This is a genomic window from Kluyvera huaxiensis, from assembly GCF_040149365.1.
GTDB lineage: Bacteria > Pseudomonadota > Gammaproteobacteria > Enterobacterales > Enterobacteriaceae > Kluyvera > Kluyvera intermedia_A.
The window spans coordinates 106,162-120,175 of record NZ_JBEFLV010000014.1 but is presented as its reverse complement, the minus strand read 5'-3'; the positions used below and the strand labels follow the sequence as shown (position 1 = coordinate 120,175).

At 54.1% G+C, this 14,014-nt stretch carries 10 protein-coding genes and 1 other annotated feature; of the genes, 5 read left to right on the top strand and 5 right to left on the bottom strand.

The window, feature by feature from the left end:
- Positions 1 to 420: 420 nt before the first annotated feature.
- Complete coding sequence (gene acrB, locus ABOC97_RS15470; protein ID WP_349599333.1) at positions 421 to 3,567, bottom strand: multidrug efflux RND transporter permease subunit AcrB; 3,147 nt, start codon at positions 3,565 to 3,567, stop codon at positions 421 to 423.
- Positions 3,568 to 3,589: 22 nt separating this feature from the next.
- Positions 3,590 to 4,786, bottom strand: coding sequence for a multidrug efflux RND transporter periplasmic adaptor subunit AcrA (gene acrA, locus ABOC97_RS15465; protein WP_349599330.1), 1,197 nt, complete (start codon positions 4,784 to 4,786; stop codon positions 3,590 to 3,592).
- A gap of 142 nt (positions 4,787 to 4,928) precedes the next feature.
- On the opposite strand from acrA, the gene acrR reads away from it, so the two are divergent.
- Both acrR and mscK read left to right on the top strand, forming a co-directional pair.
- On the top strand, positions 4,929 to 5,573 hold the full coding sequence (gene acrR / locus ABOC97_RS15460; RefSeq protein WP_349599327.1) for a multidrug efflux transporter transcriptional repressor AcrR: 645 nt from the start codon (positions 4,929 to 4,931) through the stop codon (positions 5,571 to 5,573).
- Positions 5,574 to 5,699: 126 nt separating this feature from the next.
- Positions 5,700 to 9,050 (top strand): mechanosensitive channel MscK, encoded by a 3,351-nt coding sequence (mscK, locus tag ABOC97_RS15455; RefSeq protein WP_349599324.1) that lies wholly within the window; start codon positions 5,700 to 5,702, stop codon positions 9,048 to 9,050.
- Between the two features lie 31 nt (positions 9,051 to 9,081).
- On the opposite strand, the gene ABOC97_RS15450 is transcribed toward mscK, so the two are convergent.
- The 3 genes from ABOC97_RS15450 to priC all read right to left on the bottom strand — a co-directional run bounded on the left by ABOC97_RS15450 (position 9,082) and on the right by priC (position 10,787).
- Positions 9,082 to 10,005, bottom strand: coding sequence for an Rpn family recombination-promoting nuclease/putative transposase (locus tag ABOC97_RS15450; protein ID WP_459253829.1), 924 nt, complete (start codon positions 10,003 to 10,005; stop codon positions 9,082 to 9,084).
- An 83-nt stretch (positions 10,006 to 10,088) separates the two neighbouring features.
- Positions 10,089 to 10,247 carry a pleiotropic regulatory protein RsmS gene (gene rsmS, locus ABOC97_RS15445; RefSeq protein ID WP_349599321.1) on the bottom strand — a complete coding sequence of 53 codons (159 nt, stop codon included), beginning with the start codon at positions 10,245 to 10,247 and terminating at the stop codon, positions 10,089 to 10,091.
- Positions 10,248 to 10,259: 12 nt separating this feature from the next.
- Positions 10,260 to 10,787, bottom strand: a complete 528-nt coding sequence (gene priC / locus ABOC97_RS15440; protein WP_349599318.1) for a primosomal replication protein N'' — start codon at positions 10,785 to 10,787, stop codon at positions 10,260 to 10,262.
- A 67-nt stretch (positions 10,788 to 10,854) separates the two neighbouring features.
- On the opposite strand from priC, the gene ABOC97_RS15435 reads away from it, so the two are divergent.
- The 3 genes from ABOC97_RS15435 (at position 10,855) to dnaX (ending at position 13,957) form a co-directional block, all read left to right on the top strand.
- Complete coding sequence (locus tag ABOC97_RS15435) at positions 10,855 to 11,232, top strand: DUF454 family protein (RefSeq protein ID WP_349599316.1); 378 nt, start codon at positions 10,855 to 10,857, stop codon at positions 11,230 to 11,232.
- A 149-nt stretch (positions 11,233 to 11,381) separates the two neighbouring features.
- The gene (gene apt, locus ABOC97_RS15430; protein WP_062773804.1) at positions 11,382 to 11,933 is read left to right on the top strand and encodes an adenine phosphoribosyltransferase; all 552 of its coding nucleotides are present in this window, start codon (positions 11,382 to 11,384) and stop codon (positions 11,931 to 11,933) included.
- A 92-nt stretch (positions 11,934 to 12,025) separates the two neighbouring features.
- A complete protein-coding gene (gene dnaX, locus ABOC97_RS15425) occupies positions 12,026 to 13,957 on the top strand; it encodes a DNA polymerase III subunit gamma/tau (protein WP_349599313.1) in 1,932 nt (643 codons plus the stop codon).
- Positions 13,287 to 13,351 (top strand) — a sequence feature (DnaX frameshifting element). (Overlaps the previous gene by 65 nt.)
- Positions 13,958 to 14,014: the final 57 nt, after the last annotated feature.

The window sequence follows — 14,014 nt, the reverse complement described above, 5'->3', positions numbered from 1 at the left end:
TTTCACCGAGCTATTACGAAAAATTACAATTTAGCTATGGGCGGTTAATTTTAACTTTCCTTGCGGATAACGTAGTGCGTTAAAAGCTAACGTATTGTTTCCAAATAAAAAGAATCTATCGGGAATACCGAGTCATTACCGCTTAGACAGCGGATATCCTACAAAGGTCCAACACTGTCGCATAAGAATATTCTTAATTTCTTAAAGAAGCGGCAGGTAGCCAAGTTTATTCAAAATAAATTGAAGATAAATCTCAATTTCCGATTTTATCAGGTTCCGTTATTTTTAATATTAATCACCAAAACAATATCACACTTTTTTATGATTGATTAAAAAATGCGCTTAATGTTTATCCATCGTTTAATCGATTAGCGGGATAAAAAAAGGGCCGCTTGCGCGGCCCTTTAGGATTAAAAATTTTTAGTGATGCTCAACTTTATGGTTGTGCTCAATGTCTTCGCTCTTACGGCTAAAGCGGCGACGTACGACCACAAAGAACACCGGTACAAAGAAGATTGCCAGAACCGTTGCTGTCACCATCCCGCCCATTACGCCAGTACCTACGGCGTTCTGTGCACCGGAGCCTGCACCGGTACTGATAACCAGCGGCATAACACCGAGGATAAATGCCAGTGAGGTCATCAGGATTGGACGCAGACGCATACGAACCGCTTCCAGCGTTGCCTCAATCAGGCCTTTACCTTCTTTATCCATCAGGTCTTTGGCAAATTCAACAATCAAGATGGCGTTCTTCGCCGAGAGCCCGATGGTGGTCAACAGACCGACCTGGAAGTACACGTCGTTGGTCAGGCCACGGAAGGTGGCGGCTAACAGTGCACCAACAACCCCCAGTGGAACCACCAGCATAACGGAGAACGGAATCGACCAGCTCTCGTACAGCGCTGCCAGACACAAGAACACCACAATCAGTGAAATCGCGTACAGGGCAGGGGCCTGGTTGCCGGAGAGACGTTCCTGATAGGACATCCCCGTCCAGTCATAGCCCACGCCGGTCGGCAGTTTACCCGCCAGCTCTTCCATCAGGTTCATCGCTTCACCGGTACTCTTACCCGGTGCGGCCTGACCGAGGATCTCCATGGAAGGCAGACCGTTGTAACGTTCCAGACGCGGTGAACCGTATTCCCAACGCGAGGTCGAGAAGGCTGAGAACGGTACCATCTGACCATTACTCCCGCGAACGTACCAGTTACCGATATCTTCCGGCAGCATACGGTATTTCGCTTCGGACATCAGGTACACCTTCTTCACACGACCGCGGTCGATGAAGTCGTTGACGTAGCTACCGCCCCAGGCAGTGCCCAGCGTGGTATTGATGTCGCTGATGGAAACGCCCAGCGCCTGTGCTTTTTCCTGATCGATATCGACTTTGAACTGCGGCGTATCTTCCAGACCGTTAGGACGAACGCCGGTCAGCACGTCAGGGTGCTGGGCAATCATACCGAACAGCTGGTTACGCGCCTGAGTCAGCTTCTCGTGGCCCAAACCGGCCTGGTCAATCAGCTGGAAGTCGAAGCCGGTTGCGGTACCCAGCTCAACGATAGCCGGCAGGTTAAAGGCGAACACCATCGCATCTTTAATCTGCGAGAAGTAACCCATCGCACGGCCAGTAATCGCTTCAACTTTGTTTTCGTCGCCCGGACGCTGGCTCCAGTCTTTCAGAGAAACGAAGGCGATACCGGTGTTCTGGCCACGACCCGCGAAGCCAAAGCCGTTAACGGCGAAGACGGATTCAACGTTGTCTTTCTCTTTGGTGAGATAGTAGTCGGTCATCTCATCCAGCACTTTCTGCGTACGCTCCTGGGTCGCACCGGCAGGCAGCTGCGCCATGCTGAGGAATACGCCCTGGTCTTCGTCCGGCAGGAACGAGCTTGGCAGACGAACGAACAGGAACGCCATGCCGACGACAATGATCAAATAGAGCAGCAGATAACGACCGGTGCTGCGCAGGATGTTACCTACGCTGTCGGTGTAGTGGTGCGTGCTCTTATCAAACATGCGGTTAAACCAACCAAAGAAGCCGGTGGTTGCACCGTGGCTGCCTTTCTGGATTGGCTTGAGCATCGTGGCGCACAGCGCCGGCGTCAGAATCAACGCCACCAGTACGGACAGCGCCATCGCCGAAACGATAGTGATGGAGAACTGGCGGTAGATTGCCCCGGTGGAGCCACCGAAGAAGGCCATCGGGATAAATACCGCTGACAGAACCATCGCGATACCGACCAGTGCGCCCTGAATCTGGCCCATGGACTTACGCGTCGCTTCTTTTGGCGGCAGACCCTCTTCGGCCATCACACGCTCAACGTTCTCGACCACCACGATGGCGTCATCCACCAGAAGGCCGATGGCGAGCACCATCCCGAACATTGTTAGGGTGTTTATCGAGAACCCGAAGGCGGCAAGTACCGCAAAGGTCCCCAGCAGTACTACCGGTACGGCGATAGTTGGAATCAACGTCGCACGGAAGTTTTGCAGGAACAGGTACATGACCAGGAACACCAGGATAATCGCTTCGACCAGCGTTTTCACCACTTCGTGAATCGAGATCTTAACGAACGGCGTGGTGTCGTACGGGTAAACAATTTTCAGGCCCGATGGGAAGAAGGGCTCCATCTTCGCCAGTTCGGCACGGATCGCGTTGGCGGTATCCAGGGCGTTAGCGCCGGTTGCCAGTTTAATCCCCAGACCGGAAGCCGGCTGGCCGTTAAACTTGGCGATAACGTCATAGTTTTCACCGCCCAGCTCAACCTTCGCGACATCGCGCAGGCGAACCTGAGAACCATCCTGATTCACTTTCAGCAGGATGTTGCTGAACTCGTCAACGTTAGTCAGACGAGTCTGGGCCACGATAGAAGCGTTCAACTGCTGGCCTTTAACCGGCGGCGTACCGCCTAACTGACCTGCTGCAACCTGGGCGTTCTGTGCTTTCAGTGCGCTGATAACATCGACCGGCGTGAGCTGGAAGTTGTTCAGTTTGTTCGGGTCCATCCAGATACGCATCGCGTACTGGGAACCAAACAGCTGAACGTCACCGACGCCGCTGGTACGGCTAATCGCATCCTTCATGTTGGCGGCGACGTAGTCAGAAATGTCATCCTGGTTCATGGTGCCGTTGGTGTTGATAACACCGACAACCATCAGGAAGCTGCTAGAAGCCTTCTCAACGCTGATACCCTGCTGCTGAACTTCCTGCGGCAGAAGTGGCGTTGCCAGTGCGAGTTTGTTTTGCACCTGAACCTGAGCGATATCCGGATCGGTACCGGATTCGAAGGTCAGGGTAATGGTTGCAGTACCGGTGGAGTCGCCGTTGGAGGACATGTACATCAGGTGATCGATACCGTTCATGTTCTGTTCGATAACCTGAGTTACTGTGTTCTGCACCGTTTCGGCGTCAGCACCGGGGTACATGGCTGTTATCGAAATTGCAGGCGGCGCAATCGTCGGATATTGCGCTACCGGCAACTTGAGGATCGATAGCCCCCCAGCCAGCATGATAATAATGGCGATCACCCACGCAAATATGGGGCGATCGATAAAGAAATTAGGCATGTCTTAACGGCTCCTGTTTAAGTTAAGACTTGGTTTGTTCTGACGGAGCTGCGCCAGCTGCGGCCGGCTGTTTAGCGTCAGAAGTGACTTCCTGGGCTTTAACCTGCGCGCCCGGCTTCACTTTTTGCAGACCGGTGATAATCACGTGATCGCCATCTTTCAAACCATCAGTCACCAGCCATTTATCGCCAATGGCCTGTGTTGCAACGATCTGGCGGGTTTCGACTTTATCGCCTTCACCTACCACCAGCGCAGTCGCATCGCCACGTGGCGTACGAGTTACGCCCTGTTGCGGAACTAGCAGCGCATTCGGGTTAGTCCCTTCTTCCAGACGAGCGCGAACAAACATGCCAGGTAACAGCGAGTGATCCGGGTTCGGGAAGACGGCACGCAGCGTGATAGAGCCGGTGGTCTGATCAACGGTGACGTCAGAGAATTCTAAGGTGCCGCTCTGCGGATATTTGATGCCGTCGTTGGTCACCAGATCGACTTTCGCTTTACCGTTTTCCTGCTTCAGCTTGCCGTCCATCAGCTCTTGCTTCAGACGTAAAAAGTCGTTGCTGGATTGGGTTACGTCAACGTAGATAGGGTCTAACTGCTGAACGGTTGCCAGCGCGGTAGCCTGGCCGTTTTGCACCAGTGCACCTTCGGTCACGTTGGATTTACCAATGCGCCCGCTGATAGGCGAAGTCACTTTGGTATAAGCCAGGTTAATACGAGCCGTTTCAACAGCGGCTTTCGCAGCGATGACCGCAGCATTGGCCTGCTGCGCATCAGCCACAGCGGTGTCATAGTCCTGACGGCTAATGTACTGAGTGCCAAGCAGTTTTGAATAACGGTTAACGGTCAACTTCGCGATATTGGCTGCAGCCTGCGCCTTCGCTAAATCGCCTTTCGCGCTTTCATAAGCCGCCTGGTAGGTGGCTGGATCAATCTGATAGAGCGACTCGCCCGCGGTGATGTCGCCACCCTCGGTAAAGTTACGCTTCAGAATAATACCGCTGACCTGCGGACGAACTTCCGCTACGCGGAATGCGTTTGTGCGGCCTGGTAATTCCGTCGTGATTACAAGAGGTTCAGATTTGAGCGTCACTACGCCAACTTCTGGCGCGTGTTGTGCTCCTTGCTGAGCTGGTTTGTCGTCACATCCTGTTAGCGCTAAGCTGCCTGAGAGCATCAGAACGACCGCCAGAGGCGTTAACCCTCTGTTTTTGTTCATATGTAAACCTCGAGTGTCCGATTTCAAATTGATCAATGGAGCAAACGTCCACAAACCCATTGTTGCGTTTGTATTATCGTCATACTATGGTACATACATTCATAAATGTATGTAAATCTAACCTCTGCAATTTCACCGACCTATGGCACGAAAAACCAAAGAACAAGCGCGAGAAACGCGTCAACATATCCTGGATGTTGCCCTACGGTTATTCTCACAGCAGGGGGTATCATCCACTTCACTGGCCGAGATTGCAAAAGCGGCCGGGGTGACGCGCGGTGCCATTTACTGGCACTTCAAGAATAAGTCGGATCTCTTTAACGAAATCTGGGCGTTATCAGAATCCAGCATCAGCGATCTTGAAATTGAGTATCGGGTAAAATTCCCGGACGATCCACTCTCAGTTTTAAGGGAAATCCTTGTTTACATCCTGGAAGCAACCGTGATTGAAGAACGCCGACGCTTGATGATGGAGATTATCTTTCACAAGTGTGAGTTTGTCGGTGAAATGGCGGTTGTGCAACAGGCACAGCTTAATTTATGCATAGAAAGTTACGATAGGATTGAACAAGCGTTAAATGACTGCGTGATAGCAAATGCCTTACCGGCTAATTTATTAAGTCGCCGGGCGGCTATTTTAACCCGCAGTTATATCTCCGGGCTGATGGAAAACTGGCTGTTTGCGCCGACCTCGTTTGATCTCAGGGCAGAGGCACGAGCCTATGTTGCTGTTCTGATAGAAATGTATCAGTTTTGCCCAACGCTGCGTGGGGAAATGGACGTTTAACTACGCGTTATTGACCCGGAAGAATCCTGGTGTTCCCGGCTATTCGCCCGTAATCTAAAGTGCTATTCTGCACAGGTATTTACCTCCGGCTTACTGCCGGCTTTAACCACTACTTGTGTTAACATTATGCTGCGTAACATCCGCCCACGGGCCACGATCTCTGCATTTTTCATTGTTGCTGTCTGCTTTTTCTTTTCTATTGCCGCGGTGCAAGCTCGCGCGCTAAACAATAATGATATTCCTGACCGCGCTGATGTTCAGGATCAGCTTAATACCCTTAATAATAAGAAAGACCTGACGCCTCAGGATAAGCTGGTGCTACAGGACCTGAGCGAAACGCTCCAGCTGCTGGATAAAATCGACCGCGTGAAGGATGAATCCACACAGCTGCAAAAGCAGGTGGATCAAGCACCAGCTAAGCTGCGTCAGGCGACCGAGAATCTGAATGCGCTGAGCGACGTCGATAATGACGACGAGACGCGCAAGACGCTGAGTACGCTGTCGCTTCGTCAACTTGAAGCGCGCGTGTCGCAGGCCGTTGACGACCTGCAAAATGCGCAAAACGATCTGGCCACCTACAACAGTCAACTGGTGTCGCTGCAAACGCAGCCGGAACGCGTGCAGAACGCCATGAATTCTGCGTCGCAACAGCTATTGCAGGTGCGTAATAGCCTGAACGGTACCACCGTCGGCGATACGCTGCGCCCAACTCAGCAGGCGATGATGCAGGTGCAAAAAACGCTGCTTGATGCTGAAATCGAGTTCCAGCGTAAAAGCCTTGCGGGCAACACGGTGCTTCAGGATACCCTGCAAAAGCAGCGTGATTACGTGACCGCCTACAGTACCCGCCTTGAACATCAACTCCAGCTGCTGCAAGAAGCGGTTAACAGCAAGCGTCTGCTGCTGTCGGAAAAAACCGCTGCGGAGACCGCTTCGCCTGAAGAAACCGCGCGTATTCAGGGGAACCCGCTGGTTAAACAGGAGCTGGAAATTAACCATCAGCTGAGCCAGAAGCTGATTACCGCCACCGAAAGCGGCAACCAACTGGTGCAGCAAAATATCCGGGTCAAAACCTGGCTTGATCGCGCGCTGCAATCGGAAAGCAACGTCAAAGAGCAAATCGCCGTACTCAAAGGCAGTCTGCTGCTTTCACGTATTCTCTACCAGCAGCAGCAGACGCTGCCGTCGGCGGACGAGCTGGAAGATATGACCACGCGCATTGCCGACCTGCGGCTTGAGCAATTTGAAATCAACCAGCAGCGTGATGCGCTGTTCCAGAGCGACGAGTTTGTCGCCAAGCTGGAAGAAGGTCACAGCAGCGAAGTGGATAGTGAAGTTCATGATGCGCTGCTGCAGATTGTGGATGCGCGCCGCGAAATGCTCGACCTTATCAACAAACAGCTCGGCAACCAGCTGATGATGGCTATCAACCTGCAAATCAATCAGCAGCAGTTGATGAGCGTGTCGAAAAGTTTGAAATCCATTCTGACTCAGCAAATCTTCTGGGTGAACAGCAACAGACCGATGGACTGGGATTGGATTAAATCCTTCCCTGGTGCGTTGAAAGACCAGTTTAAGGCAATGAAAATTACCGTGAACTGGGAGAAGGCGTGGCCAGCGGTATTTATTGCTTTCCTCGCCGGTCTACCGCTGCTGCTGATTGCCGGGCTGATTCGCTGGCGGCTGCAGTGGCTGCGTGATTATCAGAATAAGCTTGGCGATCAGGTTGGTAACCTGCGCAATGACAGTCAACTGCACACGCCAAAAGCGATTTTGATCGATCTCATCCGCGCCTTGCCGGTGGTACTGCTGATTCTGGCGGTAGGCCTGGTGCTGCTGACGATGCAGCTGAATATCAGCGTACTGCTGTGGGCATTTTGTAAAAAGCTGGCAATCTTCTGGCTGGTCTTTGGCCTGTGCTGGAAGGTACTGGAGAAAAATGGCGTGGCCGTGCGCCACTTCAATATGCCGGAACAGTTGACTAGCCATTGGAGACGTCAGATTGTCCGTATCAGCCTCGCGCTGCTGCCGCTGCACTTCTGGTCCGTGGTGTCTGAGCTTTCGCCGCTGAACCTGATGGATGACGTGCTGGGGCAGTTTGTTATTCTACTGAACCTGCTGGTTATCGCGATTCTGGCGTGGCCGATGTGTCGTGAAAGCTGGCGAGACAAAGAGTCGCACAGCCTGCGTCTGCTCACCGTCACGGTGCTGTCGCTGGTTCCGGTGGGGCTGATGGTGCTCACCGCCACCGGGTACTTCTATACCACGCTGCGTCTTTCTGGCCGCTGGATTGAAACCGTTTATCTGGTTATTTTCTGGAACCTGCTGTATCAGACCGTACTGCGTGGCCTGAGCGTGGCCGCGCGCCGCATCGCTTACCGCCGTGCGGTGGCCCGTCGTCAGAACATGGTGAAAGAGGGCGCCGAAGGGGCCGAACCGCAGGAAGAACCGACCATCGCTCTGGAACAAATCAACCAGCAGACGCTGCGTATCACCATGCTGGTGATGGTGGCGCTGTTTGGCGTGGTGTTCTGGGCGATTTGGTCTGATTTGATCACCGTGTTTAGCTATCTCGACAGCATTACGCTATGGCATTACAGCGGTACCGAGGCGGGCGCCAGCGTGGTGAAAAACGTCACCATGGGCAGCCTGCTGTTTGCGATTATCGCCTCGATGGTGGCCTGGGCGCTGATTCGCAACTTACCGGGGCTGCTGGAAGTGCTGGTGCTCTCGCGGCTGAACATGCGTCAGGGGGCCTCCTACGCGATTACGCAGATCCTTAACTACGTCATTCTGGCCGTCGGGGCCATGACCGTCTTTGGCTCGCTTGGCGTATCGTGGGATAAGCTGCAGTGGCTGGCCGCCGCGCTGTCCGTTGGTCTTGGTTTTGGTTTGCAGGAGATCTTCGGTAACTTCGTGTCCGGCCTGATTATTCTGTTTGAGCGTCCGGTGCGTATTGGCGATACCGTGACCATCGGCACCTTCTCGGGGACGGTCAGTAAGATCCGTATTCGTGCGACCACCATTACCGATTTTGACCGTAAAGAGGTCATTATCCCTAACAAGGCCTTCGTCACCGAACGCCTGATCAACTGGTCGCTCAGCGATACCATTACCCGCGTGGTTATCCGCCTCGGCGTGGCCTATGGTTCGGATTTGGATAAAGTGAAAGCGGTTCTGTTGCAAGCCGCAACCAGCCATCCAAAAGTGATGCACGATCCGGAGCCGTCGGTCTTCTTCACCACCTTCGGCGCCAGCACGCTGGATCATGAGCTGCGTCTTTACGTCCGCGAACTACGTGACCGCAGCTACACGGTCGATGAGCTGAACCGCACCATCGATCGCCTGTGCCGCGAAAACGATATCAACATTGCCTTTAACCAGCTGGAAGTGCATCTGCACAATGAAAAGGGCGATGAAGTGACGGAAGTGAAGCGGGACAATAAAAACGACGGCACTCCGCTCATTGCGGATTAACGGAAAAAGGGCGACATTATGTCGCCCTTTTTTACTCGGTCTGAATGGCGAGATCATCGGCGGTTAAGCCGGTCAACTGGGTTATCAGAGTGACTGAGAGCCCGGCGTTTAACATGTTACGCGCAATCTTAACGGCCTCTTCCCGACGACCAAGCGCTTCGCCTTTCTCCATTCCTTGTACTACACCCTGCTTTCGCCCTTTTTCGGCGAGCCATTCCGCAATGGTCATTAGCTGCTCCCTATGCTGTGGTGAATATTCCGCGAGTTTGGCGATGAGTTGTTCCGGCTGCTGCGTGCCGCCCGCCTGCAGCATATAGTGAATCAGCGCCGCTAACTGTGGAGCAGTTAACCAATTTTCTATCAGCAGCGCCCCCAGGCGGTCGAGTAACGTCGCGAGATCGCGCTGACGTATATGTTTAAACAACAGCTCTAGCATTGCCATCCGGCGGTGGGTCATGATCTGATCATCGGGAATCACGGTGATATCCACCAGCGGAAAATCGTGCGTATACAGTTGGGCTGCCAGCGCGGGATCGGCAAACAGCTCCGTCCAGTTCAGGCGATAGGGCCAGGGGCTGGCGCTACCGTGATAAAAAAGCATCGGGATCACCAGCGGCAATGTCTCGTGGCCTGCATCGAGATGGCGCTGCATCGCGGCGATGGCATAGCGCATCAGGCGAAAGGCCATCAATTTATCAGTGGAGCTTTGATGTTCAATTAATACGTAGATATAGCCTGGTCCATCGCGGGTTTGCAGCGCGTAGAGAATATCGGAGTAGCTGGCTCGTAGATCCTCTTCAACAAAACTGCCTGAAGTCAGTTGCAGCGTTTCCAGATCGCAAAGTGCCAGGAGGCCAGCGGGAAGGTGGGCTTCCAGAAAATCGCGGGCGATCGCCGTATGGTGTAAAAACTGCTTAAAAATGGCGTCGTGCGGGGTCGCCGAGAAAATTTTCATGATAATCCGTCATCGCCTTTTCCATACGGTGACGGAAAATTTGCCATAGACGATGACGGCGAGGTAGCTGGCAATTGCGTATTTTACGAGGCGTTTTCCGCATTTTTTAGCTTGTTAACATAATCTTGCCGTACGATTTCCAGCGCGCTTAGCACAATTTCCGGGGCGATATTATTGCTCTCCAGAAGCTCGATAATATCGACCGCCAGTTTGACGTCATCCGGGGCGTTTTCCAGCGACATAGCTTCTCCTTGTTAGCGCGTCATCCGCGCGAGCACTCGTTCAATTTCCTGTAGCGCCTGCTGGCAACGCGCAATACGGCCGTCAAAGGCGGTAATTTCGCGCGCCAGACGCTGCTGGTCGTCCAGGGTGGTGGCCTGGAGATACTGCTGCTGGCGTTGCTGCTTCATCTCCTGCAGGCGACGTTCAAAATCCTGCGTTTCCAGTCGTTTGCGCTGCCAACGGCGCAGCCCTGGGGAGGCGCTGTCCCATACCCGCAACGACCAGGCCTCACTTTCCCGGTTGATGGCTTCAATCTGCCCCGCCAGGTGCTCGGCAAGCCACGCGACCTGCGGCAGCTGCTGCTGTTCAACGGCATGTTTGAGCTCCTGAAAATTTGCCTGCGCTTCGTCAAGATAGGCCTGCATTTGCGTGCTGCGGGTGCGAAAAAGCTGACGATCGAAACGGGCGCTCAGCGTGGCATGCGTGGCCTGCGGCGCGATACGCGCTTGCAGACGGGCAAGCTGTTGTTCCAGCGTTTGTAAAAGCAGGGCCGTTTTCACCAGGTTCTCCGTTTTAATCATATCGGCTATGCTACATTAGCAGACTCATTTGATAACGATTCGCATTATGCAGCGTACTATTCTAATCATTATTGGCTGGCTGGCGGTAGCCCTTGGCACCCTTGGCGTCGTTTTGCCGCTGCTGCCGACGACACCGTTTATTCTGCTGGCGGCCTGGTGCTTTGCCCGTTCGTCACCGAAATTCCATGATTGGTTGCTCTATCGCTCATGGTTTGGCGGCTATCTGCGCCACTGGCAGCGCTATAAAGCGATGCCACCGGGGGCGAAACCACGGGCGATTGCGCTGATTTTGCTGACTTTTGGTCTCTCCCTGTGGTTGGTTAATATGTTCTGGGTTCGCCTACTTTTGCTGGTGATTCTCTGCGCGCTGCTAATTTTCATGTGGCGGATCCCGGTGGTTGATGCAGAACAACAAAAGTCGTGAACCGCATTAATGGTGTTGCAATTCTACGGGCTAGCCAGTAAATTCTGGCGTTTTCGGGCACAGGCGCGCCCGGTTAAAATTTAATCATTCGCAATTTTTAACCCGTTTTGCTCGCCTTGAGTAACACTGTTTTAATTAGGCACAAACCTATGACCGCTACTGCACAGCAGCTTGAATATCTGAAGAACAGCATCCAGAGCATCGAGGATTATCCGAAACCAGGCATTCTTTTCCGCGATGTCACCAGCTTACTGGAAGACCCGAAAGCCTACGCGCTCAGCATTGAATTGCTGGTTGAGAAGTACAAAGATGCCGGTATCACCAAAGTGGTGGGTACCGAAGCACGCGGCTTCTTGTTTGGTGCCCCGGTTGCACTGGCGATGGGCGTAGGCTTTGTCCCGGTACGTAAGCCGCGCAAACTGCCGCGTGAAACGATTGCCGAAAGCTACGAGCTGGAATACGGCACCGATCAGCTGGAAATCCACGTTGATGCAATTAAAGCCGGCGATAAAGTGCTGGTAGTTGACGATCTGCTGGCGACCGGTGGCACTATCGAAGCGACGGTGAAGCTGATTCGTCGTCTGGGTGGTGAAGTGCACGATGCGGCATTCATCATCAACCTGTTCGATCTCGGCGGCGAGCAGCGCCTCGAAAAACAGGGCATCACCAGCTATAGCCTGGTGAATTTCCCGGGTCACTAAGCATTTCCCGATACATAGCCTCGCCGATCTGGCGGGGCTGTGATAGCATTACCCCTTCCAGAATCCACCTTCCAGCGTTTCAGAGCCAGCCAATGAGTTATCAGGTCTTAGCCCGAAAATGGCGCCCACAAACCTTTGCTGACGTCGTCGGCCAGGAACATGTGCTGACCGCACTGGCGAATGGCTTATCGTTAGGGCGCATTCATCACGCATATCTCTTTTCCGGCACCCGTGGTGTGGGGAAAACGTCTATCGCCCGTTTACTGGCGAAAGGACTCAATTGCGAAACTGGCATCACCGCGACGCCGTGCGGCGTCTGCGATAATTGCCGGGAAATCGAACAGGGCCGCTTTGTCGATCTGATTGAGATCGATGCCGCCTCGCGAACCAAAGTCGAAGATACTCGCGACCTGCTGGATAACGTCCAGTATGCGCCCGCGCGCGGCCGTTTTAAGGTCTATCTGATCGATGAAGTGCACATGCTTTCCCGTCACAGCTTTAATGCTTTGCTGAAGACGCTGGAAGAGCCGCCTGCGCACGTCAAATTCCTGCTGGCAACCACCGATCCGCAAAAGCTGCCGGTGACGATTTTGTCACGCTGCCTGCAGTTCCACCTGAAGGCGCTGGACGTTGAACAGATTCGCCATCAGCTGGAGCACATCCTTGATGAAGAGCATATCAGCCACGAGCCTCGCGCCCTGCAACTGCTGGCCCGCGCGGCGGACGGCAGCCTGCGTGATGCGCTGAGTCTGACCGATCAGGCGATTGCCAGCGGTGAAGGCCAGCTCACCACAACATCAGTAAGCGAAATGCTCGGCACACTTGACGACGATCAGGCGCTGTCGCTGATTGAAGCGTTGGTCGCGGCTAACGGTGAGCGGGTCATGGAACTGGTCAACGATGCCGCGCTGCGCGGCGTTGACTGGGAAGCGCTATTGGTCGAAATGCAAAGCCTGCTGCACCGGATTGCGATGGTTCAGCTGTCGCCTGCGGCGCTGGGCAGCGACATGGCGGCGATTGAACAGCGCATGCGTAACCTGGCGCGGACGGTACCGCCGACCGACGTTCAGCTTTACTACCAGACGCTGCTGATTGGCCGTAAAGAATTGCCGTATGCTCCGGATCGCCGCATGGGCATTGAGATGACGCTGCTGCGCGCGCTGGCATTCCACCCGAATGCGCCGCTACCCGAGCCGCAAGCGCCGCCGCAGACCTTTGCGCCGGTCAGCGCCCCGGTAACGCAACAGCCGCCATCGATGCCAACTTCTGCTCCCGTGACGCCGCCACCGTCGGCTTCGCTGCCTGATGCGACCAATCAGGTGTTGGCCGCACGTCGCCAGCTACAGCAGGGCAGCCAGGGAGCAACCCAACCAAAAAAGAGTGAACCGGCAGCCGCTTCCCGCGCGCGGCCGGTGAATAACGCTGCGCTGGAAAGACTGGCATCGGTATCCGAGCGCGTTCAGGCGCGCCCGGCTTCATCGGCGCAAACTCAGCCTGCGGCGAAGAAAGAAGCCTATCGCTGGAAAGCGACGACGCCTGCCGCAGAGGTGAAAAAAGAGGAAGTCGCGACGCCGAAGGCGCTAAAGAAAGCGCTGGAGCACGAAAAGACGCCTGAACTGGCGCAGAAGCTGATGGCAGAGGCTATTGAGCGCGACGAATGGGCGGCGCAGGTCAGCCAGATGGCGCTGCCGAAGCTGGTTGAGCAGGTCGCGCTGAACGCGTGGAAAGAACAAGATGGTCAAACGGTGTGCCTGCATCTGCGTCCGACGCAGCGGCATCTGAATTCGCCCGGTGCGCTACAGAAGCTGGCCGAAGCGATGAGCACTTTATACGGTGCACCTGTTGAATTGACCATCGTGGAAGATGATAATCCGGCGGTGCGTACGCCGCTGGAGTGGCGACAGGCCATTTACGAAGAGAAGCTTGCGCAGGCGCGCGAGTCAATTATCGCGGATAATAACATTCAGACTCTGCGTCGATTCTTCGATGCGGATTTGGATGAAGAGAGTATTCGCCCCATTTGATTGTGAGCCTGGCTCACGATTGTCATCCTTTAACGTGACTTATTGAGAGAGAAGCCT